This window comes from Blastomonas sp. 34TW (assembly GCF_059803595.1).
Window position 1 is genome coordinate 591,718 of sequence record NZ_JAPFGW010000001.1, and the last position, 24,164, is coordinate 615,881.

A 24,164-nucleotide genomic window follows, 5' to 3' on the forward strand; every position below is an offset into this window, starting at 1 on the left:
TGCCCTGATGACCCTCCCCCCCGATGGGGGAGGGTTGGGTGGGGGTGAGTGCGGCGGGTAGTGCCGCGTATTGATCTACGGACTGTCAGCACTGCTCCAGGGCGATGTCTGCTTTTGGAGGAAGCCTCGCCCCGCGTGAATGTCTGAGATTGGGTGGGAAGCTGCCGCTAGTATTCTGGCGAACCAAACTTAGCACCGAGACAGTAGCCGCCCGGTGTTTCCCAACCGCCACCTGCATCAAGGCAAGCGTCAATGTCTCGCTGCTCCCGCAGCCACCAGCCCAGAAACGCCCCGGCGATCAGCGCAGCAACAAGCAGTGAAATGAACTTCGCGCGACTACTCATTTTCTGACGTTCGCATTGATGGCAAATGGCCGCAATGGGGTCGTTTGCGGAACGGCAGGCTTTTTCTTCCACGGTTCCAAAGCCGCCCCACCCCCGCTCAGCCTGAGCCTGTCGAAGGCCCCGCGAAACCGCTATTCTGGGCTATGCCTTTTTACGCTTAGCTTTTGCTGTGCAGGGACGGCAGCTATTATGCCGGTCATACTGACGACCTCGAACACCGGATGTCCCAGCATGCCAGCGGTGCCTGCGGGGGCTATACCGCGAAAAGACGGCCTGTTGAATTGGTCTGGTCGGAGGATTTCCCCACGCGTGAGGATGCGTTTGGGGTGGAGTGGCAGATCAAGGGTTGGTCGCGGGCGAAGAAGGAAGCGCTGATTAGGGGTGATTGGGATTTGATTTCGAGGCTATCGAGGGGGTTACGTAATTCCGCTGGTGAGGGCGCGGGGCCTTCGACAGGCTCAGGCTGAGCGGGCGTGGTGCTGGGTGGCGCGGGGCCGGGGCGCGCAGTCCACCCCTCGTCATCCTGAAATCGTTTCAGGATCCATCGTGCCCCAGCCACCAAAGCTGCGTGGGGACAAATGGACCCTGAAACAAGTTCAGGGTGACGGCTGGAAGCATGTGGAGTGGTCGGTTTTTTGACCAACAAAAAAGCCGCGCGAACCATCCGGCTCGCGCGGCTTTTTGTAACTTTAAACCAAGCAATCAGGCGTCGAAATCGCCGCCCATGCTGCTGGTGCGCGCCGGGGCCGAGGCCGTCAGGCGGAGAGCCTCGGCGGACAGGCTCAGCGAGCCGATTTCGTCGGCATCGTCATCGTCGTCGACCTGGACCTTCTGCATCGACTGGGTCAGGCTTTCCTTGAGGTCTTCCGGCAGGATCGTCTCGTCGGCGATCTCTCGCAGCGCGACGACGGGGTTCTTGTCGCGGTCGCGGTCGATGGTCAGTTCGGCACCGCCGCTGATCTCGCGCGCGCGCTGCGCGGCGAGCAGAACCAGGTCGAACCGGTTGGTGACCTTGTCGATGCAATCTTCAACGGTAACGCGCGCCATGAACGGGCTCCAGACTCTGTGCGAATATGAGGGAAAGGCGGCCCCTAGCGGCTGCAGGCTCCCGAGTCAATGATAGGTGGGCGTCTGCGTGGCTTCGCCGCCGGCCTTCCAGCCCCAGAACAGGTAGCAGGGGGGCACGTTCCAGCTTTCGAAGCCGCGATCGACACGGTCGAAATAGGGACGGATCAGCTGGTTGGTGAAGCGGGTAAACTGATAGACCAGGAACGCGCCGCCGGGGCGCAGCGCGCGATAGGTCCCTTGCGCGATCGCATCGGCCACGCCGTCGGGCAGGGTCGAGAGCGGCAGGCCCGACAGCACGTAATCGGCATGGTCGAAACCGTGCGCGGCGATGATCGCCTCGACGTCCGCTGCCGACCCGTGCACCGCGATGAAGCGGCTGTCGGGAATGGTCTTGCGCAGATAGCGGATGAAATCCGGGTTGGTGTCGATCGCGATATAGGTCGCGTTGCGCGGCAGACGGTCGAGCACCGCGCGGCAGAAGGTGCCGACGCCGGGGCCGTATTCGACGAACAGCTGCACGCTCTGCCAGTCGACCGGGCCCAGCATCTTGCGGATGGTGCGGTCGGACGAGGGAACGATCGATCCCACCATGCGTGGGTGCTTGAAGAATTCCCTGGCAAACACGCCCCAGGCCCCGAAAACCCGCTCCGCGCGCGCTTTTAGCCGCTGCCGCAACGGCAGCTGGACCAGGTCCGTAGAATGCATGCAAAACCCCTCGAAATGGCTGTCAACGAAGTGCCACAATTGCAGATTCCAGAGGGTTAAGCAATCATGTGTGTCAGTGTTGCATAGCAGTACTTTGCAAGCGGACGCCGAGCGCCTAGACCAGCGCGCATGAGCGGAAAAGCGGATTCCCGGATTCATGCCAACGGCGCGATCGCCGTGATCTTTGCTGCGCAGCATAGCGGCCGCGATGCCGAGGGCTATGGCATGATGGCTGATGCGATGGACGCGCTTGCCGCGCGCCAGCGGGGCTATCTGGGCATGGACCATGCCGGGGTGCAGGGCGGATTCGGCATTACCGTGAGCTACTGGGCGGACGATGCGAGCGCCAAGGCCTGGCGCGACAATCCCGAGCATCGCGCCGCGCGCGAGGCGGGGCGGGATCGCTGGTACGCGCATTACACGCTGCATGTCGCCCGCATCGAACGGGGTTATGCCTGGCCATGAACGTGCACCAGCCCCCCGAACCGGCGCTCGAAGCCACGCAGAAACTGCCCGCGGACCGTATGGCGTTGCTGTTCACGGTCATGCTGGTAACGGCGGCGGGCAATACCGCGATGCAATCGGTGATGCCTGCGATCGGCACGCGGCTGGGCGTCGCCGATTTCTGGGTGAGCCTGGCCTATAGCTGGTCGGCGCTGTTGTGGATGGTCTGCGCCCCGCGCTGGGCGCGGATGTCCGACCGACGCGGGCGCAAGGCGTTGATGAACCTTGGGCTGCTCGGCTTCATATCCTCGTTCGCGCTGTGCGGGCTGACGCTGATCGCGGGGCTGCACGGCTATCTCTCGGCGCTCGCGACGATGCTGATCTTCGCGCTGTTCCGCAGTCTTTATGGCGGGTTGGGCTCGGCGGGGCCGCCTGCGGTGCAGGCCTATGTCGCCGCGCGCACCAGCCGTGCGGAGCGCACGCAGGCGCTCTCGATGATCTCCTCCTCGTTCGGGCTCGGCACGGTGATCGGCCCCGCGCTTGCGCCGCTGATCATCCTGCCCTTTCTCGGCTTGCCCAGCCCGTTCTTCGTCTTTGCGGCCTTCGGCCTGCTGGTGCTGGTGACATTGAAGCTGCGGCTGCCCGACGATACGCCGAGCTATGCCGCGCGCGGACGGCTGGTGTCCGAGCCGATGAGCTCGGGATCGGCGGGCGAGGTCTATGATGCCGACGAGCATGATGCCGAGCCCGAGCCGGTCGCTCCCGTGGTCGAGCGCCTGTCCTGGCGCGATGCGCGGCTGCGGCCATGGCTGATCGCGGGGCTTGTGGGCGGCCATGCCAATGCGATGATCCTGGGGCTGGTCGGCTTCATGCTGCTCGACCGGCTCGATCTGCGCGCCACGCCCGAGCTGGCGGCTGGCCCGACCGGCCTGGTGCTGATGGCGGGCGCGTTCGCGACATTGCTCGCGCAATGGGGGCTGATCCCCTATCTCAAGATGGGGCCGCGCACCTCGACGCTCTGGGGCATGGCGCTGGCTGCGAGCGGGTGCACGATGGTCGCCTTTTCGGAAAGCCTCAATGCCATCACCCTGGGCTTTGCCATTGCCTCGCTGGGATTTGGCCTTTTCCGCCCGGGCTTTACCGCGGGTTCCTCGCTCGCGGTGACAAGGGCGGAGCAGGGGCAGGTGGCGGGCATCGTCGCCTCGGTCAACGGCGCGGCCTATATCATCGCGCCTGCGATCGGCGTGTGGCTGTACAATATCGCGCCGCTCGAATCGTTCGCGATCATCATCGGGCTGTGCGTGTTCGTGCTGGTCTGGGGGCGCACGGCGCTGCAGGCGGACGAGGTGCTGGTGCGGCCGAACTAGAGCCCGCGCCAGATCTTCAAGGGCGTATCGCCACGCGACTGGCGGACATAAGCCGGGCAGGCGCGCGGGCGGTAATCCATCCCCAGGCACAGCCGCACCTCCTGCAGCCAGCCGCGGCCGTTCGCCTTGAGCGCGATGGCGGTTGCCGGCATTCCCGGGTTCAGCCTCGCGATCTCGCGCCGCATCATCCCCTGGGTCAGCGGACGACGCGATAGCCGCTCCATATCGGGCAACTTCACCGACTGGTACAGCTTTCGCGCGGTCAGGAAATAGCGTGCGGGATCGCGCGCCATGCAGCTGCCGTGCTTGTCCCACTGATGCTGGATGAGCCGCTGCGAGGGCATGGAGCAGAGGTTCTGGCGGACCACCGACAGCGGCACCGGTGAGGGCGGCGTGGCGCAATATTGCGGATAGGCGGCGGTTTTGCCTTCTGGCCAAAGCCCGTGCAGCACGAAGCCGAATTCGCCGAAGCGGCGGCTGCATTGCAGCGTCTGCGCCTTGTCATCCTCGCGTCCCCGGCAGAATTCCGGCGACCAGCTGAGCGCCAGCGTATAGCCCGCGACCGGGACCACGCGCTTCACCGCATCGCGCCCGCGTTTTTCCTGCGGCAGCGGCGAGAGCTTTTCGGGCATGCGGCACTGATAGGCCTGGGCGAGCAGCGGCATGGGCGCCAGCGCGGTGCCCAAGGCAAACAGGGCGACGACGCGGCGCATCAGGCCGCTTTGAAATCCAGCCCGATATCGGCGGCGGGCGCGGACTGGGTGATGCGGCCGACCGAGATATAATCGACCCCGGTCTCGGCAATCGCGCGGATCGTCTCCAATGTCACCCCGCCCGAGGCTTCGCACGGCACCCGACCGCCGACCAGTGTCACCGCGCCGCGCAGCGTCGCGGGGGACATGTTATCGAGCAGCAGATGGGTGGCACCGGCGGCGAGCGCGGGTTCGATCTGTTCGACATGATCGACCTCGACGATGATCTGGTCGATCCCGGCGGCGACCGCGCGGCGCACCGCCTCGCCGATATCGCCTGCCACCGCGACATGATTGTCCTTGATCATCGCCGCATCCCACAGGCCCATGCGGTGGTTCTTCGCGCCTCCCATGCGGGTCGCGTATTTCTCGAGGCTGCGGAGCCCCGGGATCGTCTTGCGGGTATCGAGCAGCACCGCGCCGGTGCCCGCGATCGCATCGACATAGGCCCGCGTCAGTGTCGCGATGCCGCTCAGATGCTGGACGGTGTTGAGCGCCGAACGTTCGGCGGTGAGCAGTGCGCGTGCCTTGCCCGAAACGCTGAGGAGGTCGGTGCCCGCCTCGATCACCGCGCCCTCGTCCACCAGAAGCTCCACCGTGCAATCGGGATCGAGCGCGCGGAAAAACGCCTCCGCGATCGGCAGGCCTGCAACCACAATTGGGTGCCGTGCGTCCATGACGCCGTCGAACCGCGCCTCGGCAGGGATCACGCTTTCCGACGTCACGTCGCGGGAATTAGGGCCCAGGTCTTCGGCCAAGGTTGCGGACACGAACCGTCCCATATCGAAGTCGTTGATCGAAAAGACCATCCCGCTAAATCCCCTGGCTGATACCGCGCGCTGCGGATGGGGCGGAGCACCGCCCATACGTGTTCGAACCCGCATTAGGACAAGCCTGGGACTGCTGCCAGAATGAAGTTGATGCTGCCTCATCGATCGGACAGCCCCGGGCCGTGGTGGCCGCCGCGCAGCGCAGCGCTGGCTGCGCTGATCTTTTGCGTCTCCACATTCTGCGTCTCCGCCTTTCGGGCTTCGCTCAATCCCGATGAGGTTTTCGATCTCTACAATCCCAAGCGGATCGTGCTGATTGTCGCTGGCGCACTGGTCTTCTGGCTGTCGATTCACGGGCGGGCCGGGGCGCGACCGGGTCTGAAGATGCTGCGACGCATGGCGCTGGTCGGCCTGCCGGGGCTGGTGGTCCTGTTCGTCCTGGCCATGGCCATGGATATCTGGGTGCTGCACGACACGGCCAATATGGCTGCGTTTAACTTGCGCTGGATTCTGCTCTGGAGCGGGTATTTCGGCACCGGCCTCGCCGCCTGGCTGGCGCTGCGCTATGGCATCGCGCTGGCCGAAGTGGAGCGACAGGCGGCGCTGGATCCGAGGGCGGCGACAGCCCGGGCCGATGCGCCTGATCAGGGCTTCTGGGTCAAGACCGGGCGGCAGACCATCCATATCGCTCACGCCAAGGTCGAATGGATCGAGGCGGAAGGCAATTATGTCCGCATCCATGCGGGCGGGCATAGCGGGCTCGTTCGCTCCACTTTGGCGGCAATCGAATCGCAGCTGATTGCCGAGGATTTCGTCCGGATCCACCGGTCGGCACTGTGCCGACGATCGGCCATCAAGGGCTATCGCCGCAAGCCCAGCGGAGCCTTGCTCGCGTTGCTCGCCAGCGGAGCCGAAGCCCCGATGGGGCGGCGTTTTGCACGCCATCTGACCGACGAGCTGCGACCGTTTATCGCCGATAATAAAGTAGCGGATGATACCGTATCACAGCCCGAACGCGATATCCGGGCGGCCTGACGTTCGTCACAAATGCTGGATATCCGCGTCACTCGGCTTGGGACGCAGGCTGGCTCCGCGCAAGGCGGAACGATGTTGGAATTGCTCGAACGTCCCGCCGTGACATCGGCACGCGGCACCCAGGATGATGTGATGAACCGTGCCGCCTTGTGGATCGTCGATGCGCTAGCCGAAGAGCTGGCACGCGACATGACGCAGGATCGCAGGATGCTGGTTCAGGCACTGCTGCGTCGCGCCGGCTATGAGCAGGCGGATAATCTGGCGCCGGGGGACGCCGAGGCTGTTCGCGCCGCACTGGTCGCGCGGCTCGCGGGGCGGCTGGCGCAGGGCTGAACGATCCCTGCACCAGCCGTCTTTCCCGATTACCGGGCGATGCGGTGCTCGCCCTTGACCCAGCGCACGGTGCCGCTGGCCGAGCGCATCACCACGGTTTCGGTGGTCATGATGCCGTCGCGGCGACGCTTGACGCCCTGCAGCAGCGAACCATCGGTCACGCCGGTCGCAGCGAAAATGCAATCGCCCTTGGCAAGGTCGGTAAGGTCATAGACCGCGTTCAGGTCTTCGATCCCCCATTTGCGTGCGCGGGCGCGCTCGTCGTCGTTGCGGAACAGCAGACGGCCCTTGAACTGGCCACCGACGCAGCGCAGCGCTGCTGCCGCCAGCACGCCTTCGGGAGCGCCGCCCGAACCCATATACAGGTCGATCGTGGTATCGGGGTTGGTGGTGGCGATCACGCCTGCCACATCGCCATCGGGGATCAGCATGATGCCGCAGCCCAGCCCACGCAGTTCGGCGATCAGATCGGCATGGCGCGGACGGTCGAGCACGCACACGATGATCTCGTTGGGCTGCACGCCCTTGGCGGCGGCGACGGCCTGAACGTTCTCTGTCGGGCTCTTGTTGAGGTCGATCACGCCTTCGGGATAGCCGGGGCCGACCGCAATCTTGTCCATGTAAACGTCGGGCGCATTGAGCAGGCAGCCGTTTTCGGCGATCGCCAGCACCGCGAGCGCATTCGGACCTGCCTTGGCGGTGATGGTGGTGCCTTCGAGCGGATCGAGCGCGATGTCGATGCGCGGTGCGCCTTCGTTGCCCAGACCCACCTTCTCGCCGATATACAGCATCGGCGCCTCGTCACGCTCGCCTTCGCCGATCACCACGGTGCCGTCGATGTCCAGCCCGTTGAGCGCTGCGCGCATCGCTTCCACCGCCGCTGCGTCCGCCGCCTTTTCGTCACCGCGGCCGATCAGGTTCGATGCGGCGATCGCGGCAGCCTCGGTCACGCGGACCATTTCGAGCACGAGCACGCGGTCGAGCTGCGGGGTTTGTGAGGGGGGCGTCGCTTTCAGGCTTGCGCTGGACATGGCAGGCGGGTCATCCTTCTTTTGTGGGGCACCAGTTGCGTTCCAGGCCTGGTGCGTTGCGCCCGGTCCATAAGGGAGCATTATTGCATTGTCGAGAATGCTGTTGGTGGCCGCCGCGCTCGCCATTTCGGTGGTTTTTGCGCCGGTGGCGCTCGCGCAGGAGGCGCAGGACGACACGCGTCTGCCCGAGCCGGAGAAGCGCGAGCCCGATCCGGTCGAAGCCAAGGTAAAGCAGCTGATTCGCAAGGCCGACGAATGGACCGGCAAGGAAGAGCGCGCCAAGCGCTGCGCACCGAGCGCTGCCGGCAAGGATATCGTGGTCTGCGGAGAGGCGGATGCCGGGGCGAAATTCCGCGTTCCGGCCGATACCGAGGGACGTCTCGCGACCGGCGGTCCGCCGCCCGCGCCCGATGTCGCGGGTGATGGCATCTTCAAGGGCAAGGCGACGATGGGGCTGGGCTGCATCGTTCCGCCGTGCCCACCGCCCAAGGCCTATATGATCGACTTTTCCAAGCTTCCTGAGGTCGACGAGGAATATCTGCAAAAGGCGCGCGAAGCCGAGGCGGCCGAAAAGGCGCGCGAGGCCGACGAGGGGGCGCCGCAATGACCGATATTCCGGTAATCGAGACCAAGCGGTTGCGCCTCCGCGCGCCGGTCATGGCGGATTTCGATGCTTATGCCACAATGTGGGCCGACGAGCGCGTCACCGCCTATATCGGCGGCAAGCCGCGCACCCGCAACGAGAGCTGGACGCGCTTCATCGGCATGCACGGGCTGTGGGCGCTGACCGGCTATGGTTACTGGCTGTTCACGGACAGGCAGAGCGACGCGCTGGTGGGGGTAGGGGGCCTTGCCAATTTCGAGCGCGGCATCGATCTGCTGGACGGTTATCCCGAGGCTGGCTGGGCGATCGCGCCGGACCATTGGGGGCAAGGCCTCGTCAGCGAGGCGATGAACGCGGTGATGGCGTGGAATGACAGCGCGCTGGGCGGCGGCGAGGTGCGCTGCATCATCGAGCCCGGCCATGGCGCGTCCGAGCATGTGGCGGCCAAGCTGGGCTTCGCGGCCATCGGCGATGCGCCGCTCGGGGATGTGACGGTGAACGTGTACGCGCGGGAAAGTAATCGGTAAGCCCTCCCCCTTGATGGGGGAGGGTTGGGCGGGGGTGATCTCTCCGGATTGAATTTCGGGCGATTGGCAGCACGAAGCCTTACCGTCACCCCCACCGCTGCGACATAGGCAGCAAGCTGCCAAGTCTCCGCTGCCTCCCCCAGCAAGGGGGAGGGTCAATCATCGCCTCAGTGCGCGCCCTTGCCCTTGACCGCGTTGTAGACCGCCGCAATCACGCCGCCGATCACCAGACCGATGATGCCTGCACCGATCGCGCCGACCAGCCATTCGACCAGTCCGCTGACCGCAGGCACGGCTTCGCCCGCCGCGACGGCGATGTCGTGGATCAGATGCTCAGGCCCGGCGACGCCGAACACCGCAAGCCCGTGAATGATGATCTGTCCGCCAACCCAGACCATCGCAGCCGTGCCGATGATGCCGAGCGCCGACATGACGATCGGCATGGCCTTGACCAGCCCCCGGCCGAAGCCCTGGGCGGCCGCCGAGGGTTTTTTCGCGAGGTGGAGGCCGAAATCGTCCATCTTTACGATCAGGCCGACCGCGCCATAGACCGCAGCGGTGATCAGCAGACCGACCACCGCGAGCACGCCCGCCTGCATCGCGATCGACCGGTCGGCGACCTCGGCGAGCGCGATGGCCATGATCTCGGCAGACAGGATGAGGTCGGTGCGCACTGCGCCCTTCACCCGTTCGTCTTCCAGCGCAAACATGTCCTGCACCTGCTCGACCACCTCGGCGGTATCTTGGCTGTGGCTGAGCTTGTGGATGATCTTTTCCGCGCCCTCGAAACACAGGAACGCGCCGCCCGCCATCAGGATCGGGGTGATCGCCCAGGGCAGAAAAGCGCTCAATATCAGCCCGATAGGCAGCAATATGACGAACTTGTTGAACAGTGATCCCTTGGCGATCCGCCAGATCACCGGCAGCTCGCGATCGGGGGTGAAATCGGTGACATATTGCGGGGTAACCGCGGCATCATCGACCACCACGCCTGCAGCCTTGGTGCCTGCCTTGGCTGCCGCTGCGCCGACATCGTCGATCGATACCGCAGCAAGACGGGTCAGCGCGGCGACATCGTCAAGCAGCGCGGCAAGGCCTGAAGGCATCGGTCAGTCTCCGAGAATGTGCACGACCAGCGGATCGGCGTGCAAGCTGGGGGAACCCTTGAGCGCGGACAAGGTTGCCGCGACCGCACTTTCGGGGCCTTCATGCGTGACCATGGCGACGAGCACGCTGCCATCGGGGCTGCGGCCCTTCTGGATCAGGCTTTCGATCGAGACGCCCGCATCGCGCATCGCGGCCGTGATCTCGGCGAGCACGCCGGGCCGGTCGGCGACCTCGAAGCGCAGATAGCATTTGCCGGTGCGATGCCCGGTTTCGGCGCGCGCGACCTTGTCGAGCTCGCGCACCGGCATCGAAAAGGCGGGGCCGATCTCGCCGCGCGCGATGTCGATCAGATCGGCAACGACCGCGCTGGCGGTCGGGCCATCGCCCGCGCCGGCGCCCTGGAACAGCAGGCGCCCGGAGAAATTGCCCTCGGCGACCACCGCGTTGGTCGACCCTTCGACATGCGCCAGCGGATGGTGCATCGGCACAAGATAGGGGTGGACGCGCTGGAACAACTGCGCATCGCCATTGCTTCCATCGAGCTCGGCCATGCCGATCAGCCGGATGCGATAGCCGAGCGCGGCGGCCTGGGCGATATCGGCAGACAGGATCTTGCGGATGCCGCTGCGCTCGATGCCGTCGAAATCGAGCTCGGTGCCAAAGGCCAGCGCAGCGAGGATCGACAGCTTGTGCGCGGCATCGACGCCATCGATGTCGAAGCTGGGATCGGCCTCGGCAAAGCCGCGCGCCTGCGCTTCGGCGAGCACCTCGGCAAAATCCTGCCCGGTCTTTTCCATGGCCGAGAGGATGAAATTGCAGGTGCCGTTCAGGATGCCATAGACGCGGCTGAGGCGATTGGCCGCCGCACCTTCGCGCAGGCCCTTGATGACCGGAATGCCGCCCGCGACCGCAGCTTCGTACTTGAAGGCGAGTCCGGCCTTTTCGGCGCGCTCGGCCAGGTCCAGCCCGTGATGCGCGACCATCGCCTTGTTCGCGGTGACGAAGGCCTTGCCGCCGCTCAGGCATTCCTTGGCGAGGGTGAGCGCCGGGCCGTCCGCGCCGCCGATCAGCTCGACCACCACGTCGATATCGTCGCGGGTGGCGAATTCGCCCATGTCGTCGACCCATTCATAGGGCGACAGGTCGACGCCGCGATCTTTGGCACGGTCGCGCGCGGTGATGCCGCAGATACGGATCGGCTTGCCCGCACGCCGCGCGATCAGCGCCGCATTCTCTTCGACCAGACGGATGACGCCCGCGCCCACGGTACCCAGCCCGACCAGCGCGATGTTCAGCGTTTCCCCCATTTTCGGTCCTTCAGCGAAAGTTCATCCGATTGCGTCCTTAGCGTGTGCAACGGCAAAGGGAAGAGGGCGCAGCGGGTTGTTCGCGCCGCCTTGCCGCCCTATAGGCCGCCCGGGGCCGGATGATCGCATAAAGGGTAGTTGATGACATCGCCGACAATCGTGATCCTCGCCGGCAAGCGCGATGGAAAGCTCGACCCGCTGGCCGAGGCCGCCGGCGTCACGCACAAGTGTAACGTGCCGATCCAGGGCAAGGCGCTGCTGCAATGGGTGCTGGAAGGCGTGGAAGACGCCTGGCCGGACAGCCCGATCTGGGTGTCGATCCATGATCGGGCGGTGGTCGCCGACCTGCCTGCAGTGCAGAAGCTGACAGCCAGCGGACGGCTGCGCATGAGCGTGTCGCGCGAAGGTATTGTCGAGAGCATCGAAGCGGTCATCGAGGAAGCGGGGAGCCCGTTCCCGATGCTGATCACCACCGGCGACAATGTGCTGGTGACCGCTGAGGAAATCCGCTCGATCCACGATTTCGGCATGCGCGAAGGCGCTGGCGCGGTCATCGCGATCGCCGAGAAATCGAGCATTCTCGCCGAACATCCCGAAGCGCAGCGGCGCTTCTACGAATTCAGCGACATGGCAATCTCGAACTGCAACGCCTATTGGCTGCGCGACGCGGCCTCGTTCCGCGCGGCCGAGGCGTTCCGGGCAGGGGGGCAGTTCATCAAGACCAAGGGGCGGATCGCGCAGGCGTTCGGCATCCTCAACCTCATCCGCTTCCGGCTCGGCTGGTGGAGCGTCGATGGCGCGATGGCCGCGATCTCGCGCCGCTTCAAGGTGAAGGTGCGCGCGCTGCTGCTGACTGAAGGGGCGTATGCGGTCGATGTCGACAACGAGCGCACGTACAAGATCGCCGAGATGCTGCTGGCGAAGCGGAAGCCGGGCTAGGGCGACGCTAAAGCCCTCCCCCTCGATGGGGGAGGGTGGGGTGGGGGTGATCGTCCCGGATCAGGCCTTGGCTTGAGCCATCGACCGCCGCGCCCAGCCGTACCATCACCCCCACCGCTACGACTAGGTTGCAAGCAACCAAGTCTCGCTCCTCCCCCATCGAGGGGGAGGGTGTGGAGCCGCGCATCGGTGGGTAGCTCAATCCTTATCCGGGCGCAGGCTCGTCCCCGCGCGGTCGCCGCGCAGCGATTCCCACCAGCTCGCCGGGTTCCAGCTGGTGCTGCCGTCGAGCGAGAAGGTGACGATTTCCGCGCGGCCGCCGATATTTTCCAGCGGCACCGCGCCGCCGAGGCCCAGCTCCTCGAGGCTCGCACGGCTGTCGGCGCTGCGATCGCGATTGTCGCCCATCAGGAACACGTGCCCGGCAGGCACCTTGTACGGTCCGTAATTGTCGAGCGGATAATCGGGACCCAGGTCGATGGTGTTGTACGACACGCCATTGGGCAGCGTCTCGCGGATGATCGGCAGCTCGCAATAATAGCGGCCATCGGCGCCGCGCGCCTTGAGCATCGGAAAGTCGCTGGCGTTGCAGGGCGAGTTCACGTCGACCGGCAGCATCAGGTTCGGCTGCACCGCGCGCGGAATTTCCTCGCCGTTCAGGATAACGCGGCCCTGGCGGACCTCGATCGTGTCGCCGGGGCGGCCGATGACGCGCTTGATATAGTCGCTCTGCGCGCCGGGCGGGGTGGCGATGACGATATCGCCATATTCGGGGGTCTTGCCCATGATCCGCCCCTTCATCGGCGGCAGCAGGTGGAACGAGACCGAGACCCAGGACCAGCCATAGGGATATTTGGTCACCACCAGCCGGTCGCCGACCAGCAGATTGGGCATCATCGACATGGTGGGGATATAGAAGGGCTTTGCCACCAGCGAGTGGAAGGCCAGCACCGCGAGCAGCAGCAGGAACAGCCCGCGAATTTCCTCGAACCAGTTGACCGGCTTTTCGGTCTCGCTGGCGCGCGCGTCCTTGGCTTCCATTGCAACTTCGGAAGAATCTGGTGCCATTTCGGGGTCTTTCGGGTCCGGACGGGGCGAGGGGCTGTCAGTCAACGGGCCGCGCCTCGATAATGACGAAGGCCTGAGCCCATGGATGATCGTCGGTGAGCGTGAGATGAATGAAGGCGGAATGGCCCTGAGGGATCATGCTGTCCAGCCGTGCCTTCGCGCCCCCGGTGAGATGCAGTGTCGGCGCGCCGGAAGGGGCATTGACGACGCCGATGTCCTTCATGAACACACCAGCCTTGAACCCTGTTCCCACCGCCTTCGAAAAAGCCTCCTTGGCGGCAAAGCGCTTTGCCAGCGTGCCCGCCTTGGTGAACGGGCGGCGGTTGGCCTTGGCCTGCTCGACCTCGGTGAACACGCGCTTTTCGAACCGCGTGCCGAACCGGTCGAGCGAATTCTGGATCCGCTCGATATTGCAAAGGTCTGAGCCGAGGCCGATGATCATATAGCCCTCTCCCCTTCAGGGGGGAGGGAAGAGCCGCGCAGCGGCGAAGGGAGGGGGGAAAGGCGACGGTTGCGCTGGCCCCTCTCCCAACCCTCTCCCCTGAAGGGGAGAGGGCAAAAGGGGACACGCCCTCTCCCGCTGCGACTAGGCCGCTCGCGGCCAAGTCTCGCTCCCTCTCGCGTAAAGGGAGAGGGGTGGCGTGAGTACGACACGCCTATCACCGCGCTTCATCCATCAGCTGCCGCATCTTGCGGATGCTGGCTTCCAGACCATCGAAGATCGCCTCACCGATCAGATAATGGCCGATATTGAGCTCGGCGAGCTGGGGGATCGCAGCGATGGGCTGGACGTTCTCGAAGGTGAGGCCATGTCCGGCATGCGGTTCGATGCCGTTCTTCGATGCGAGTGCGGCGGCATCGGCGATGCGCTTGAGTTCCGCCTGAACCCCGTCGCGATCGTCGTCGAGCCACAGATGCGCATAGCGCCCGGTGTGCAGCTCGACCACCGGCGCGCCGAGCCGCATCGCCGCCTCGATCTGCCGCGCCTCGGGCTCGATGAACAGGCTGACGCGGATGCCCGCCTCGCTCAGCCGCGAGACGATCGGCATCAGCGTGTTGTGCAGCCCGGCGGCATCGAGCCCGCCCTCGGTGGTGCGCTCCTCGCGCTTTTCGGGGACGATGCACGCGGCATGCGGCTTGTGGCGCAGCGCGATGGCGAGCATCTCCTCGGTCGCCGCCATCTCGAGATTGATCGGCAGTGTCGACCCCGCCATGATCGCGTCGAGATCGCTGTCGCGGATATGCCGCCGGTCCTCGCGCAGGTGCACGGTGATGCCGTCGCCGCCGGCTTGCTGGACGATGCGCACCGCGCGCATCGGATCGGGATGATCGCCGCCGCGCGCGTTGCGGATGGTGGCGACGTGATCGATGTTCACGCCCAGGCGGATATGGTTGCTCATTGCGGGGCTCCGGTGGCGCACAGGGCGGCACGCATCACGTCATGCGTGATGCCGGCCTGCTGCCAGATTTCGCCAAAGGCCGCTTCGGCCTCGGCGCGGTTCGATGTCATGATGATCACCATGTCCTGATCGGGCAGGATGATGTTGCGCAGCGCAACGCCGCCGATGAAACCGCGGCGTTCGATGATGCGCACGGGGCTGTCGCCGCAATTCTTGAGCGGGACGCTGAACGACCACTGGCCGAGCGCGGCATAGCCATATTGCGGCTTGCCGTCCCACATCTCAGTGCGCTTTGCCTCGGGGATGAGCTTGCCGGTCATCAGCGCGCGATCGAAGGCGAAGAGGTCGCGCGTCGTGCCGTAAAGCGCGCCCGCGCCGCCGAAATTCTCGAGCCGGAAAGCCGTCGATTCGGGCTTGCCGTCGCCAAAGCCGGGCATGCTGGGCTCAAAGCGCGGGAACAGGCCGACGCTTTTGAGGCCGAGCGGCTTAGCGATGCGTTCCTCGATCAGCGCGGCATAAGGTTTGCCGCTGGTCGCCTCGATGACGGCGGCCATCATGATGAAGTCGCAGTCGCCGTAGAAGAACTCGTCGGCAGGCTTGCGCGTCGTCGGTCCCTCGCACCAGGCACGGCCGGTTTCGGGGCTGGATCGATCAACCATGTAGAAGGTCGGCCAGTCATCCGTCCCGACAGGGCCTTCATCGGTGCGCGGCAGGCCCGATATGTGCTGCATCAGCATCCGCGAGGTGATGCTTGCGGCATTGGGCGCCTTGCTGTCGGGCAGATAGGTGATGATCGGTGCGTCCAGATCGAGCCGGCCCGCAGCGGCCTCCTGCATCGCGATGGTTGCGGTGATCTGCTTGGTCACCGATGCCCAGCGCCAGACCTTGCCGAACTGGTGCTCGGCGGTGCCAGCCGGATCAACCAGGCCAAAGGCGCGCTCGTACACGATCGTGTCGCCGCGCGCGATCAGCACCGTGCCAGGGGCCTTGACCGGATCGAGCGCGGCATTGACGGCGGCCTGATCGACGACCGGCGAGGGCGCGCCCGCGCCGATCAGCAGCGCGGCGAGCGGAGCCAGGCTCACGCGGATCATGCCGCTTCGGGTTCCTTTCGGCTGCCGGGTTTCATCGCGGGCACGGCTGCCAGCTCGGGCGGCAGCGAGTCGGCAGGGTAACTCGGAAAGTTGAGCGAAATCAGCGGGAAGAAAGGCACGCCTAGCGAGACTTCTCCGGCGGAGCGATCGACCAGCGCGCCGGCTGCGATGACTTCGCCGCCCGCCGCGTTGACGGCCGCGATCGCCTCCCGCGAGGACAGGCCGGTGGTGACGACATCTTCCATCAGCAGCACCTTCTGGCCCGGCTTGATCGCGAATCCGCGGCGCAGCTCGAACGTGCCGGTGGGGCGCTCGACGAACATCGCCTCTACGCCCAGCGCGCGGCCCATTTCATGCCCTATTATAAGGCCGCCCATGGCGGGCGAGACGACGAGGTCGATTTGCGCGCGGACATCGCGCGGCATGCGGGCCGCAAGCGCGCTCGCCAGGCGCGAGGCGCGCATCGGGTCCATCAGAACGCGCGCGCACTGCAGATAGTGCGCGCTGTGCAAGCCCGACGAGAGAATGAAATGCCCCTCCAGCAAAGCCTGGCTCGCGCGGAACTCGGCGAGAATTTCTTCATCCTGCATCGCGATTTACCCTTTACGTAGCGTCGCCGGGGGAGGGGGTGGCAAGCTGAACCGGCGATTAAAAAATATCCCTAGATTGGCTTGAGACTGGCGGCAAGCCTGCGTATAGGCAGCCATAGCTTTGACGCAAAACACGGCAGTGATCCGGCACAACGGGACGTGGACGGATGCCCTGCCCATACAGGGACAGTCTACGAATGGCGTTCGCATCTTGGACGAAATCTTTTGGTTTCGCAGCCCTTGTTCTCGTGTCCGCGCCCATGGCGCTGGCGCAAACCCCGCCCGCACCGCCGGTCACCGCTCCCGCTCCGAGCGCACAAGCCGCGCCCGCCGTTGCTGCTCCGGCTGCAACCGCGCCCGCTGCTGCAGCTGAAGCGGCACCTGCCGACGCTGCTGCCGCCCCGGCGCTCGATTCGAGCTACACGCCGATGGCGCCCACTGCCGGCAAGGGCATGCCCGTCGATAAGGGCATCGATTTCCAGGACCAGTATTCCGAACTGGGCGAATATGCGCACTGGCTCGACACGTCGGTGCTGTTGCCGATCATCGTCGCGATCTCGATGCTGGTGCTCGCGCTGCTCGTCTGGATCATCGTGCGCTATCGCGCCGCTGCCAATCCGGTGGCGTCGAAGGTCACGCACAACACCGCGATCGAAGTCATCTGGACGCTCGTTCCGGTGCTGATCCTGGTCGGTGTCGCGGTCCCGTCGATCGACCTGCTCGCCAAGCAGTACAAGCCGGCCCCCGCCGATGCCGTCACCGTCAAGGTCACCGGCTATCAGTGGTACTGGGGTTACAGCTATCCCGACAATGGCGATTTCGAAGTCGTGTCGAACATGCTGGATGAAGCCGAAGCCGCCAAGCGCGGTGAGCCGCACCAGCTTGCAGTCGACAACCGCATGGTCGTTCCCGCCGGCGAGCCGATCCGCATCATCACCACCGCATCGGACGTGATCCACAGCTTCGCGGTGCCGTCGCTCTGGTTCAAGATGGACGCCGTCCCCGGTCGTTCGAACGAGAAGATGCTGACCATCAAGGAGCCCGGCGTCTATTACGGCCAGTGTTCGGAACTGTGCGGCGCCCGCCACGGCTTCATGCCGATCGCCGTCGAGGCGCTCCCGCGCGCCAAGTTCGATGCATGGGTCCGTTCGCAGGGTGGCACCGTCAAGGGTGACGAAGTTGCCGCCGCTGCTGTTCCGGCCGCCGTTCCCGCCGCTGCGCCTGCAGCCGCCACCACCACTTCCGCAGCGCAGGGCGCGGCCGCAGCCGCCGCCGCTCCCGCTGCCGCTCAGTAAGGACAGGGCAAGACCATGACCACGATTGCCGCCAACCCGGCCGATCTGCATGACCATGATCATGCACATGACGATCACAAGCCCGCGTTTTTCCAGCGCTGGTTTATGTCGACCAACCACAAGGACATCGGTACGCTGTACCTGATCTTCGCGATCGTCGCGGGGATCATCGGCGGTGCCATTTCCGGCCTGATGCGCATGGAGCTCGCCGAACCCGGCGTGCAGTATCTGCAGGGCTGGGCCACCATGATGCAGGGCAGCGAAGCGACCCTGGATCAGGCCTATCACATGTGGAACGTGCTGATCACGGCGCACGGCCTGATCATGGTGTTCTTCATGGTCATGCCCGCCATGGTCGGCGGCTTCGGCAACTGGTTCGTTCCGATCATGATCGGCGCGCCGGACATGGCGTTCCCGCGCATGAACAACATCTCGTTCTGGCTGCTCATCCCGGCCTTCCTGCTGCTGCTCGGCTCGACCTTCGTGCCCGGTGGTTCGGGTCTGGGTGCGGGCACCGGCTGGACGGTCTATGCGCCGCTTTCGACCAGCGGTTCGGTCGGACCGGCCGTCGACCTTGCGATCCTGTCGCTGCACCTTGCCGGTGCTTCGTCGATCCTGGGTGCGATCAACTTCATCACCACGATCTTCAACATGCGCGCTCCGGGCATGACGCTCAACAAGATGCCGCTGTTCGTGTGGTCGATGCTGGTCACTGCGTTCCTGCTGCTTCTCTCGCTGCCGGTTCTGGCCGCTGCCATCACCATGCTGCTCACCGACCGCAATTTCGGCTCGGCCTTCTTCAACGCCGCTGGCGGTGGTGACCCGGTCCTGTACCAGCACCTGTTCTGGTTCTTCGGTCACCCCGAAGTGTACATCATGATCCTGCCTGGTTTCGGCATGATCAGCCACATCATCGCCACCTTCTCGAAGAAGCCCGTGTTCGGTTATCTCGGCATGGCTTATGCCATGGTCGCCATCGGCGTCGTCGGCTTCGTGGTGTGGGCGCACCACATGTTCACCGTCGGTCTGTCGGTCAACATGAAGATGTACTTCACCGCTGCCACCATGGTCATCGCGGTGCCCACCGGCATCAAGATCTTCTCGTGGATCGCGACGATGTGGGGCGGTTCGCTCACCTTCAAGACCCCGATGGTCTGGGCGCTCGGCTTCATCTTCATGTTCACGGTTGGTGGCGTGACCGGCGTCGTGCTCGCCAATGGCGGCGTCGACGACAACCTGCACGACACCTATTATGTGGTCGCGCACTTCCACTATGTGCTCTCGCTGGGTGCGGTGTTCTCGATCTTCGCCGGTTTCTACTACTGGTTCCCGAAGATGAGCGGCCGTCACTATAGCGAAGCGCTCGGCCACCTGCACTTCTGGGTGTTCTTCATCGGCGTGAACGTGCTGTTCTTCCCGATGCACTTCCTGGGCCGTCAGGGCATGCCGCGTCGCTACCCCGACTATCCGGAAGCCTTTGCCTATTGGAACGAGATCGCCTCGCTGGGTTACGCCATCATGGCCGCCGGCATGCTGATCTTCTTCATCAACATCGCCTATGCGCTGGTTGCTGGCCGTCGTGCCGAGGGCAACTACTGGGGCGAAGGTGCCACGACGCTGGAATGGACCCTGTCCAGCCCGCCGCCGTTCCACCAGTTCGAAACGCTGCCCGTCATCAAGTGACCGCAGCAGCGTTGCACCGCTGACAGGGCCGGACCGGGACAGCGTCCCATCCGGCCCGGCACCCCTCGGCCTGACGGCGAGGGGTTTGCCATATGGGTAGTGACATGAGCATGACCGAAGCTGTATCGCCAGTTCAGGGCCAGAGCGCCGCCATGACCGCCCAGCCGGGTGTGCTCATGCCTGCGCACTGGCGCGATTTCTGGGCGCTGACCAAGCCGGGCGTGATCCGCCTGGTGGTGTTCACCGGGCTGTGCGGTCTGCTCGCAGCGCCCGGCAGCATCCACCCGGTCATCGGCTTTGTCGCGATCCTCTGCATCGCGATGGGGGCAGGCGGGGCTGCCGCGCTCAACCAATATTACGAATCCGATCTCGATGCGCTGATGAAGCGCACCGCCAACCGTCCGATCCCCGCCGGCCGCATGGACCGCGAGGCGGCGCTGCAGTTCGGCCTGGCGCTTTCGGGCTTTTCGGTCGTGATCATGGGGCTGGCGGTCAACTGGCTGGCGGCTGCGATCCTTGCCTTCTCGGTCTTCTATTATGCCGTGATCTACACGATCTGGCTCAAGCCCAATACGCCGCAGAACATCGTGATCGGTGGTGGGGCAGGGGCATTCCCGCCGGTAATCGGCTGGGCGGCGGTGACCGGCGATGTCACCATGCTGCCGATCCTGCTGTTCTCGATCATCTTCTTCTGGACGCCGCCGCATTTCTGGGCGCTCGCGCTGTTCGTGAAGATGGACTATGCGCGCGTTGGCATTCCGATGATGCCCAATGTCGCGGGCGAAAAATCGACGCGGCATCAGGTGTTCGGCTATTCGCTGGTGCTGCTGGCGACGGTGATGGCGCCCGCCGCGCTCGGCCTGGTCGGCTGGACCTATGGCATCGGCGCCTTCGTGCTGTCGGCGATCTTCGTCGCGCTCGCCGCGCGTGTCGGTTTTCGCACCGCAGGCGAGGGCGATGCGCTCAAGCCCGAAAAGCAGCTGTTCGCCTATTCGATCGTCTATCTGTTCCTGATCTTCGCCGCCGTGGTCGTTGACCGCGCGGTGGTTCCGGCGATTGCGGCATGACCGATCGCCCCGCGCCTGATTTCAACGATCCGGAAGTGCTCGCGCAATTGCGGGCGCGCCAGCGCAGCCGTGCGCTGTTCATGGCGGGAATCCTGGTCGCCCTGTGCGTGCTCTTCTATGTCATCACCATCGTGAAGATCGGGGTGTGGGGATGAGCAGCGCCGCGATCAGCCCCGATGTTGCACGCCGCAACCGGCGCGCAGGCATCATCGCTTTGGGCCTTGCCATCGGGATGCTGGGCCTCGGCTATGCAGCCGTGCCGCTCTATCGCATCTTCTGCGAGGCGACGGGCTTTGGCGGTACGACGATGAAGGTCAGCGAAGCGGCCGCCGACAAGATTGCGGTGACCAACAAGCCGATCACCATCCGTTTCGATTCGAACGTGTCGTCGGCATTGCCCTGGCGCTTCAAGCCCGAGAACACGACCGAGAAGATCACGATCGGCGCGCGCGACATGGCCGCGTTCACCGCGACCAACCTTTCCAGCAAGCCGGTGACCGGGACCGCGACGTTCAACGTCACGCCGACCCAGGCCGGCCGCTATTTCGCCAAGGTGCAGTGCTTCTGCTTTACCGAGCAGACGCTGGAGCCTGGGCAGACGGTGCGGATGCCGGTGATCTATTATGTGGATCCCGCGATCCTGACCGATCCGGACACCAAGGATATCGAAGAGATTACCCTCAGCTACACCTTTTACCCGCTGGACCAGGCGAAAAAGGGCAGTTAAGGGCTTAGTTCAAGACGTTAAGGGACGACGGGGACCAGAGAGATGGCCGGAACAAAGAACCACGATTATCATATTCTTCCCCCCAGCATCTGGCCGTTCGCCGGATCGATGGCGGCACTCGTCATGGCGGTGGGCGCCATCCTGTGGATGCACAGCATGGATACCTCCGGCATCGTCTTTTACGCCGGCACCGCCGGTGTGATCGGCACGATGTATGGCTGGTGGGCGCAGGTGGTGAAGGAAGCCCATGCCGGCGACCACACCCCGGTGGTGCAGCTTCACCTGCGCTATGGCATGATCCTGTTCATTGCCTCCGAAGTGATGTTCTTCGTCGGCTGGTTCTGGGCGTGGTTCGATTTCTCGCTCTTCCCCTCGACCGCAGACGTGATCGGCGGCGTGTGGCCGCCTAAGGGCGTCGAAGTGCTCAACGCCTTCGAACTCCCGCTGCTCAACACGCTGATCCTGCTCTGCTCGGGCACCACGGTAACCTGGGCGCACCACTCGCTGATCAACGGCGACCGCGACGGCCTGATCAAGGGCCTGTGGCTCACGATCATCCTGGGCGTCGTGTTCAGCTGCGTGCAGGCCTATGAATATTCGGTCGCACCGTTCCCGTTCAAGGACCTGAACTATGGTTCGTCCTTCTACATGGCGACCGGTTTCCACGGTTTCCACGTGCTGGTCGGCACGATCTTCCTGATCGTCTGCCTGGTCCGCGCCTATAAGGGCCACTTCACCCCCAAGCAGCATTTCGGTTTCGAAGCCGCTGCCTGGTACTGGCACTTTGTCGACGTGGTGTGGCTGTTCCTCTTCCTGGTCATCTATGTCTGGGGTGGCTGGGGCGCTGCAACCCACTGATAATCGCGAGTGGACGAGATGACCGATCAGCCCGGCTGGCATATCGCCCAGATCAATGTCGCCAGGCTGATCGCGCATCCCGATGACCCGGCGGTCGCCGGTTTCATGGGGATGCTCGACGGCATCAATGCCATTGCCGAACAGTCGGACGGCTATATCTGGCGGTTGCAGAGCGACAGCGGCAATGCCGTGGACCTGCAACCGACCCCCGATCTGCGTTTCGTGGTCAACATGTCGGTCTGGCGCGATCCGGCGAGCCTGTTCGAATTCGTCTATCGTAGCGCGCACACGCCGGTGATGGCGCGGCGGCGCGAATGGATCGAGCGCATGGACAGCGCCTATCAGGCGCTCTGGTGGGTGCCCGCCGGGCATGTTCCCAGCGTCGATGAAGGGCTGGCCGCATTGTGGCGGATCGACCGTTTCGGTCCCAGTCCGCACGCCTTCACCTTCAAGCACCAGTTCCCGCATCCGGGCTTGGCGACGCCGCCGGTGGACTGGAACCCCGACCCCTGGTGTATGGGACGTGCCTGAGGGCACGGCCTCGCAAACGCCGCTGATCCAGGCCGCGCTCACCGGCGAGTGCCCGTCCTGCGGCGCGCGCACGCTGTTTGCCGGGTGGGTTCGCTACGCCCCGCGCTGTCGCGCCTGCGGGCAGGATTTCACCTCCTATAATGTCGGCGATGGCCCCGCAGCGTTCCTGATTCTCGTCATCGGCGCATTGGTCTCCGCCTTTGCCGTGGTTCTGCAGGTCCAGGCGAGCCCGCCCTTCTGGGTGCATATCCTGCTCTGGGTGCCGCTGACCTTCGCGCTGGTGATCCTGTCCTTGCGGGTGTCCAAGGCGGCGATGCTGATCCACGAGGCGCGCGCCGAGGTGCGCGAAGGGCGCATCGACACCAGCGGCGAGACCCGGCCATGAAGCGCCTGCCATTCTGGCCGACGCTGATCGTCGGCATCGCGATTGCCATCATGATCGGCCTCGGCGTCTGGCAGCTCCAGCGCATGGCGTGGAAAGAGGCGCTGCTTGCCGAGTACCGGACCGCTGCGGACAGGCCTCCGGTCGTCTGGCCGGCAGTGCCTGATCCGCAAGCGCTGCCGCTCTACCGCACCTCCAGCGTCAATTGCCTCGAAGTGGTGGACTGGCGGTCCTCAAGCGGGCGCAGCGCGTCGGGCGCATCGGGTTGGGTGCATATCGCCTCGTGCCGCACCGGCGCCGAAGGGCCGGGGGCGCAGGTGGTAGCGGGCTGGTCGCAGCGCCCTGACAGCCCGGACTGGAAGGGAGGGCAGGTCAGCGGAATGATCGCGCCCGACAGCAGCGCGCTGATCCGCCTCGTCGCCGCACCGCCGGTCGCCGGTCTGCAGGCCGTTCAGAAGCCTTCGCCAGAGGATATTCCGAACAACCATTGGGCCTATGCCGTACAATGGTTTTTATTCGCGGGCATTGCTGCCGTTATATATGGTCTGGCAGTCGCAAGGCGGACGCGATCCCCATCGTCCGCATGACGCCGCAAGGAGAGACCATGCAGGGCGGACATTATTACGGCTTTCACCGGGTCACCCATTCGGACCTGCCGCTGATCGAGCAATGGCTCAAGACCCCCGAGGTCGAGCAATGGTGGGGCGATCCCAAGCACGAGCTTGCGCTGATCATGGAGGATATGGACAATCCGGACATGGTCCAGCTGATCGGCATGCTCGATGGCCATCCGATCGCCTATATCCAGCATTTCGAGGTTCATGCCTGGCCGCAAAAGCACCTGCAGGACCTGCCGCAGGGGGCGCGTGCGGTCGATTGCTTCATCGGCGTGCCGTCGCTGATCGGCAAGGGGCATGGCGCGAAGCTGCTGGCGATGCTGGCCAAGCAGCTCAATGCGCAAGGGGTTCGCGTGCTGTGCATCGATCCTGATCCGGAAAATCAGCGGGCGCGCAACGCCTATATCAACGCCGGTTTCGTCGAGCACGGCCTGATCGAAACGCCCGAGGGTCCGGCGGTGCTGATGTTCTACGAGAGCCCGGAAGAGGACTGATCATCGCCTGGCTGCCATAACGTGC

31 protein-coding genes are annotated in these 24,164 nt (G+C 64.8%); 18 read left to right on the forward strand and 13 right to left on the reverse strand.

All coding sequences use genetic code 11. The features are described from left to right. Positions 1–167 precede the first annotated feature (167 nt). Positions 168–416, reverse strand: a complete 249-nt coding sequence (locus OPU69_RS02805; RefSeq protein WP_498509249.1) for a hypothetical protein — start codon at positions 414–416, stop codon at positions 168–170. A gap of 92 nt (positions 417–508) precedes the next feature. Between OPU69_RS02805 and OPU69_RS02810 the strand changes: the two genes are divergently transcribed. Beyond that, a complete protein-coding gene (locus tag OPU69_RS02810; protein ID WP_498509250.1) occupies positions 509–811 on the forward strand; it encodes a GIY-YIG nuclease family protein in 303 nt (100 codons plus the stop codon). Between the two features lie 235 nt (positions 812–1,046). On the opposite strand, the gene rpoZ is transcribed toward OPU69_RS02810, so the two are convergent. Both rpoZ and OPU69_RS02820 read right to left on the reverse strand, forming a co-directional pair. Continuing rightward, entirely contained in the window at positions 1,047–1,391 is a 345-nt protein-coding gene (gene rpoZ / locus OPU69_RS02815; protein ID WP_023837137.1) for a DNA-directed RNA polymerase subunit omega, read from the reverse strand. Positions 1,392–1,457: 66 nt separating this feature from the next. Beyond that, positions 1,458–2,117: a class I SAM-dependent methyltransferase gene (locus OPU69_RS02820; RefSeq protein WP_060978093.1), complete on the reverse strand. Its 660-nt coding sequence runs from the start codon at positions 2,115–2,117 to the stop codon at positions 1,458–1,460. A 129-nt stretch (positions 2,118–2,246) separates the two neighbouring features. Between OPU69_RS02820 and OPU69_RS02825 the strand changes: the two genes are divergently transcribed. Beyond that, positions 2,247–2,582 (forward strand): antibiotic biosynthesis monooxygenase family protein, encoded by a 336-nt coding sequence (locus OPU69_RS02825; protein WP_498509252.1) that lies wholly within the window; start codon positions 2,247–2,249, stop codon positions 2,580–2,582. Further along, on the forward strand, positions 2,579–3,928 hold the full coding sequence (locus tag OPU69_RS02830) for an MFS transporter (RefSeq protein WP_060978091.1): 1,350 nt from the start codon (positions 2,579–2,581) through the stop codon (positions 3,926–3,928). The genes OPU69_RS02825 and OPU69_RS02830 overlap by 4 nt, the downstream gene beginning before the upstream one ends. Here OPU69_RS02830 and OPU69_RS02835 read toward each other — a convergent pair. Both OPU69_RS02835 and nadC read right to left on the reverse strand, forming a co-directional pair. Next, a complete protein-coding gene (locus tag OPU69_RS02835) occupies positions 3,925–4,641 on the reverse strand; it encodes a ribonuclease T2 family protein (protein ID WP_498509253.1) in 717 nt (238 codons plus the stop codon). The genes OPU69_RS02830 and OPU69_RS02835 overlap by 4 nt on opposite strands. Further along, positions 4,641–5,489 carry a carboxylating nicotinate-nucleotide diphosphorylase gene (nadC, locus tag OPU69_RS02840; RefSeq protein WP_498509254.1) on the reverse strand — a complete coding sequence of 283 codons (849 nt, stop codon included), beginning with the start codon at positions 5,487–5,489 and terminating at the stop codon, positions 4,641–4,643. Before nadC ends, OPU69_RS02835 begins: the two co-directional genes overlap by 1 nt. Before the next feature lie 111 nt (positions 5,490–5,600). On the opposite strand from nadC, the gene OPU69_RS02845 reads away from it, so the two are divergent. Together OPU69_RS02845 and OPU69_RS02850 are read left to right on the forward strand one after the other, a co-directional pair. Continuing rightward, positions 5,601–6,485 carry a LytR/AlgR family response regulator transcription factor gene (locus OPU69_RS02845; RefSeq protein ID WP_197421687.1) on the forward strand — a complete coding sequence of 295 codons (885 nt, stop codon included), beginning with the start codon at positions 5,601–5,603 and terminating at the stop codon, positions 6,483–6,485. A 72-nt stretch (positions 6,486–6,557) separates the two neighbouring features. Continuing rightward, positions 6,558–6,818 (forward strand): hypothetical protein, encoded by a 261-nt coding sequence (locus tag OPU69_RS02850; protein WP_060978087.1) that lies wholly within the window; start codon positions 6,558–6,560, stop codon positions 6,816–6,818. A 29-nt stretch (positions 6,819–6,847) separates the two neighbouring features. Here the strand turns inward: OPU69_RS02850 and glpX are convergent, their stop codons facing one another. Continuing rightward, positions 6,848–7,849 carry a class II fructose-bisphosphatase gene (glpX, locus tag OPU69_RS02855; protein WP_498509256.1) on the reverse strand — a complete coding sequence of 334 codons (1,002 nt, stop codon included), beginning with the start codon at positions 7,847–7,849 and terminating at the stop codon, positions 6,848–6,850. Between the two features lie 97 nt (positions 7,850–7,946). Here glpX and OPU69_RS02860 point away from each other — a divergent pair, with 97 nt between their 5' ends. Continuing rightward, positions 7,947–8,456: a hypothetical protein gene (locus tag OPU69_RS02860; protein ID WP_498509257.1), complete on the forward strand. Its 510-nt coding sequence runs from the start codon at positions 7,947–7,949 to the stop codon at positions 8,454–8,456. After that, positions 8,453–8,980 (forward strand): GNAT family N-acetyltransferase, encoded by a 528-nt coding sequence (locus OPU69_RS02865; protein WP_498509258.1) that lies wholly within the window; start codon positions 8,453–8,455, stop codon positions 8,978–8,980. Before OPU69_RS02860 ends, OPU69_RS02865 begins: the two co-directional genes overlap by 4 nt. A gap of 167 nt (positions 8,981–9,147) precedes the next feature. Here OPU69_RS02865 and OPU69_RS02870 read toward each other — a convergent pair whose 3' ends face one another. Both OPU69_RS02870 and OPU69_RS02875 read right to left on the reverse strand, forming a co-directional pair. Further along, the gene (locus OPU69_RS02870; protein WP_498509259.1) at positions 9,148–10,086 is read right to left on the reverse strand and encodes a DUF808 domain-containing protein; all 939 of its coding nucleotides are present in this window, start codon (positions 10,084–10,086) and stop codon (positions 9,148–9,150) included. Between the two features lie 3 nt (positions 10,087–10,089). Beyond that, positions 10,090–11,394: a homoserine dehydrogenase gene (locus tag OPU69_RS02875; protein ID WP_060980164.1), complete on the reverse strand. Its 1,305-nt coding sequence runs from the start codon at positions 11,392–11,394 to the stop codon at positions 10,090–10,092. A 141-nt stretch (positions 11,395–11,535) separates the two neighbouring features. Here OPU69_RS02875 and OPU69_RS02880 point away from each other — a divergent pair, with 141 nt between their 5' ends. After that, entirely contained in the window at positions 11,536–12,333 is a 798-nt protein-coding gene (locus tag OPU69_RS02880; protein ID WP_498509261.1) for an NTP transferase domain-containing protein, read from the forward strand. Positions 12,334–12,531: 198 nt separating this feature from the next. On the opposite strand, the gene lepB is transcribed toward OPU69_RS02880, so the two are convergent. The 5 genes from lepB to pyrE all read right to left on the reverse strand — a co-directional run bounded on the left by lepB (position 12,532) and on the right by pyrE (position 16,485). After that, the gene (gene lepB / locus OPU69_RS02885; RefSeq protein ID WP_498509262.1) at positions 12,532–13,401 is read right to left on the reverse strand and encodes a signal peptidase I; all 870 of its coding nucleotides are present in this window, start codon (positions 13,399–13,401) and stop codon (positions 12,532–12,534) included. A gap of 37 nt (positions 13,402–13,438) precedes the next feature. After that, a complete protein-coding gene (acpS, locus tag OPU69_RS02890; protein WP_060980160.1) occupies positions 13,439–13,843 on the reverse strand; it encodes a holo-ACP synthase in 405 nt (134 codons plus the stop codon). A gap of 217 nt (positions 13,844–14,060) precedes the next feature. Beyond that, complete coding sequence (locus OPU69_RS02895; protein ID WP_498509263.1) at positions 14,061–14,801, reverse strand: pyridoxine 5'-phosphate synthase; 741 nt, start codon at positions 14,799–14,801, stop codon at positions 14,061–14,063. Further along, entirely contained in the window at positions 14,798–15,895 is a 1,098-nt protein-coding gene (locus OPU69_RS02900; RefSeq protein ID WP_498509265.1) for a serine hydrolase domain-containing protein, read from the reverse strand. Before OPU69_RS02900 ends, OPU69_RS02895 begins: the two co-directional genes overlap by 4 nt. Continuing rightward, the gene (gene pyrE, locus OPU69_RS02905; protein ID WP_060980157.1) at positions 15,892–16,485 is read right to left on the reverse strand and encodes an orotate phosphoribosyltransferase; all 594 of its coding nucleotides are present in this window, start codon (positions 16,483–16,485) and stop codon (positions 15,892–15,894) included. Before pyrE ends, OPU69_RS02900 begins: the two co-directional genes overlap by 4 nt. A 197-nt stretch (positions 16,486–16,682) precedes the next feature. Between pyrE and coxB the strand changes: the two genes are divergently transcribed. From coxB to OPU69_RS02955, 10 genes are all read left to right on the forward strand, one after another. Beyond that, positions 16,683–17,780 carry a cytochrome c oxidase subunit II gene (gene coxB / locus OPU69_RS02910; protein ID WP_498509266.1) on the forward strand — a complete coding sequence of 366 codons (1,098 nt, stop codon included), beginning with the start codon at positions 16,683–16,685 and terminating at the stop codon, positions 17,778–17,780. Between the two features lie 15 nt (positions 17,781–17,795). Further along, positions 17,796–19,463, forward strand: a complete 1,668-nt coding sequence (gene ctaD, locus OPU69_RS02915; protein WP_060980155.1) for a cytochrome c oxidase subunit I — start codon at positions 17,796–17,798, stop codon at positions 19,461–19,463. 152 nt (positions 19,464–19,615) lie between these two features. Continuing rightward, the gene (locus OPU69_RS02920) at positions 19,616–20,530 is read left to right on the forward strand and encodes a heme o synthase (protein WP_498509318.1); all 915 of its coding nucleotides are present in this window, start codon (positions 19,616–19,618) and stop codon (positions 20,528–20,530) included. Further along, positions 20,527–20,685, forward strand: coding sequence for a cytochrome c oxidase system small membrane protein (locus tag OPU69_RS02925; protein ID WP_498509268.1), 159 nt, complete (start codon positions 20,527–20,529; stop codon positions 20,683–20,685). The genes OPU69_RS02920 and OPU69_RS02925 overlap by 4 nt, the downstream gene beginning before the upstream one ends. Then, complete coding sequence (locus tag OPU69_RS02930; protein WP_498509269.1) at positions 20,682–21,257, forward strand: cytochrome c oxidase assembly protein; 576 nt, start codon at positions 20,682–20,684, stop codon at positions 21,255–21,257. The genes OPU69_RS02925 and OPU69_RS02930 overlap by 4 nt, the downstream gene beginning before the upstream one ends. A gap of 42 nt (positions 21,258–21,299) precedes the next feature. Next, positions 21,300–22,115: a cytochrome c oxidase subunit 3 gene (locus OPU69_RS02935; protein ID WP_060980153.1), complete on the forward strand. Its 816-nt coding sequence runs from the start codon at positions 21,300–21,302 to the stop codon at positions 22,113–22,115. Between the two features lie 18 nt (positions 22,116–22,133). Further along, positions 22,134–22,646: a DUF3291 domain-containing protein gene (locus OPU69_RS02940; protein ID WP_498509270.1), complete on the forward strand. Its 513-nt coding sequence runs from the start codon at positions 22,134–22,136 to the stop codon at positions 22,644–22,646. After that, a complete protein-coding gene (locus tag OPU69_RS02945) occupies positions 22,639–23,031 on the forward strand; it encodes a DUF983 domain-containing protein (protein WP_498509271.1) in 393 nt (130 codons plus the stop codon). The genes OPU69_RS02940 and OPU69_RS02945 overlap by 8 nt, the downstream gene beginning before the upstream one ends. Continuing rightward, a complete protein-coding gene (locus tag OPU69_RS02950; protein WP_498509272.1) occupies positions 23,028–23,615 on the forward strand; it encodes an SURF1 family cytochrome oxidase biogenesis protein in 588 nt (195 codons plus the stop codon). Before OPU69_RS02945 ends, OPU69_RS02950 begins: the two co-directional genes overlap by 4 nt. Continuing rightward, a complete protein-coding gene (locus OPU69_RS02955; RefSeq protein WP_498509274.1) occupies positions 23,612–24,139 on the forward strand; it encodes a GNAT family N-acetyltransferase in 528 nt (175 codons plus the stop codon). The genes OPU69_RS02950 and OPU69_RS02955 overlap by 4 nt, the downstream gene beginning before the upstream one ends. The last annotated feature ends 25 nt before the right edge of the window (positions 24,140–24,164 follow it).

What these genes read in the sequence shown, in the direction of transcription:
- OPU69_RS02850 (WP_060978087.1), top strand. Translation starts at nt 6,558, where the DNA reads ATGTTGGAATTGCTCGAACGTCCCGCCGTGACATCGGCACGCGGCACC.
- rpoZ (WP_023837137.1), bottom strand. Translation starts at nt 1,391, where the DNA reads ATGGCGCGCGTTACCGTTGAAGATTGCATCGACAAGGTCACCAACCGG.
- OPU69_RS02895 (WP_498509263.1), bottom strand. Translation starts at nt 14,801, where the DNA reads ATGAGCAACCATATCCGCCTGGGCGTGAACATCGATCACGTCGCCACC.
- OPU69_RS02875 (WP_060980164.1), bottom strand. Translation starts at nt 11,394, where the DNA reads ATGGGGGAAACGCTGAACATCGCGCTGGTCGGGCTGGGTACCGTGGGC.
- OPU69_RS02825 (WP_498509252.1), top strand. Translation starts at nt 2,247, where the DNA reads ATGAGCGGAAAAGCGGATTCCCGGATTCATGCCAACGGCGCGATCGCC.
- OPU69_RS02835 (WP_498509253.1), bottom strand. Translation starts at nt 4,641, where the DNA reads ATGCGCCGCGTCGTCGCCCTGTTTGCCTTGGGCACCGCGCTGGCGCCC.
- OPU69_RS02955 (WP_498509274.1), top strand. Translation starts at nt 23,612, where the DNA reads ATGACGCCGCAAGGAGAGACCATGCAGGGCGGACATTATTACGGCTTT.
- acpS (WP_060980160.1), bottom strand. Translation starts at nt 13,843, where the DNA reads ATGATCATCGGCCTCGGCTCAGACCTTTGCAATATCGAGCGGATCCAG.
- OPU69_RS02935 (WP_060980153.1), top strand. Translation starts at nt 21,300, where the DNA reads ATGGCCGGAACAAAGAACCACGATTATCATATTCTTCCCCCCAGCATC.
- OPU69_RS02820 (WP_060978093.1), bottom strand. Translation starts at nt 2,117, where the DNA reads ATGCATTCTACGGACCTGGTCCAGCTGCCGTTGCGGCAGCGGCTAAAA.
- ctaD (WP_060980155.1), top strand. Translation starts at nt 17,796, where the DNA reads ATGACCACGATTGCCGCCAACCCGGCCGATCTGCATGACCATGATCAT.
- lepB (WP_498509262.1), bottom strand. Translation starts at nt 13,401, where the DNA reads ATGGCACCAGATTCTTCCGAAGTTGCAATGGAAGCCAAGGACGCGCGC.
- OPU69_RS02830 (WP_060978091.1), top strand. Translation starts at nt 2,579, where the DNA reads ATGAACGTGCACCAGCCCCCCGAACCGGCGCTCGAAGCCACGCAGAAA.
- OPU69_RS02860 (WP_498509257.1), top strand. Translation starts at nt 7,947, where the DNA reads ATGCTGTTGGTGGCCGCCGCGCTCGCCATTTCGGTGGTTTTTGCGCCG.
- nadC (WP_498509254.1), bottom strand. Translation starts at nt 5,489, where the DNA reads ATGGTCTTTTCGATCAACGACTTCGATATGGGACGGTTCGTGTCCGCA.
- OPU69_RS02880 (WP_498509261.1), top strand. Translation starts at nt 11,536, where the DNA reads ATGACATCGCCGACAATCGTGATCCTCGCCGGCAAGCGCGATGGAAAG.
- glpX (WP_498509256.1), bottom strand. Translation starts at nt 7,849, where the DNA reads ATGTCCAGCGCAAGCCTGAAAGCGACGCCCCCCTCACAAACCCCGCAG.
- OPU69_RS02940 (WP_498509270.1), top strand. Translation starts at nt 22,134, where the DNA reads ATGACCGATCAGCCCGGCTGGCATATCGCCCAGATCAATGTCGCCAGG.
- OPU69_RS02930 (WP_498509269.1), top strand. Translation starts at nt 20,682, where the DNA reads ATGAGCAGCGCCGCGATCAGCCCCGATGTTGCACGCCGCAACCGGCGC.
- OPU69_RS02845 (WP_197421687.1), top strand. Translation starts at nt 5,601, where the DNA reads ATGCTGCCTCATCGATCGGACAGCCCCGGGCCGTGGTGGCCGCCGCGC.
- OPU69_RS02865 (WP_498509258.1), top strand. Translation starts at nt 8,453, where the DNA reads ATGACCGATATTCCGGTAATCGAGACCAAGCGGTTGCGCCTCCGCGCG.
- OPU69_RS02870 (WP_498509259.1), bottom strand. Translation starts at nt 10,086, where the DNA reads ATGCCTTCAGGCCTTGCCGCGCTGCTTGACGATGTCGCCGCGCTGACC.
- OPU69_RS02920 (WP_498509318.1), top strand. Translation starts at nt 19,616, where the DNA reads ATGACCGCCCAGCCGGGTGTGCTCATGCCTGCGCACTGGCGCGATTTC.
- pyrE (WP_060980157.1), bottom strand. Translation starts at nt 16,485, where the DNA reads ATGCAGGATGAAGAAATTCTCGCCGAGTTCCGCGCGAGCCAGGCTTTG.
- OPU69_RS02900 (WP_498509265.1), bottom strand. Translation starts at nt 15,895, where the DNA reads ATGATCCGCGTGAGCCTGGCTCCGCTCGCCGCGCTGCTGATCGGCGCG.
- coxB (WP_498509266.1), top strand. Translation starts at nt 16,683, where the DNA reads ATGGCGTTCGCATCTTGGACGAAATCTTTTGGTTTCGCAGCCCTTGTT.
- OPU69_RS02925 (WP_498509268.1), top strand. Translation starts at nt 20,527, where the DNA reads ATGACCGATCGCCCCGCGCCTGATTTCAACGATCCGGAAGTGCTCGCG.
- OPU69_RS02950 (WP_498509272.1), top strand. Translation starts at nt 23,028, where the DNA reads ATGAAGCGCCTGCCATTCTGGCCGACGCTGATCGTCGGCATCGCGATT.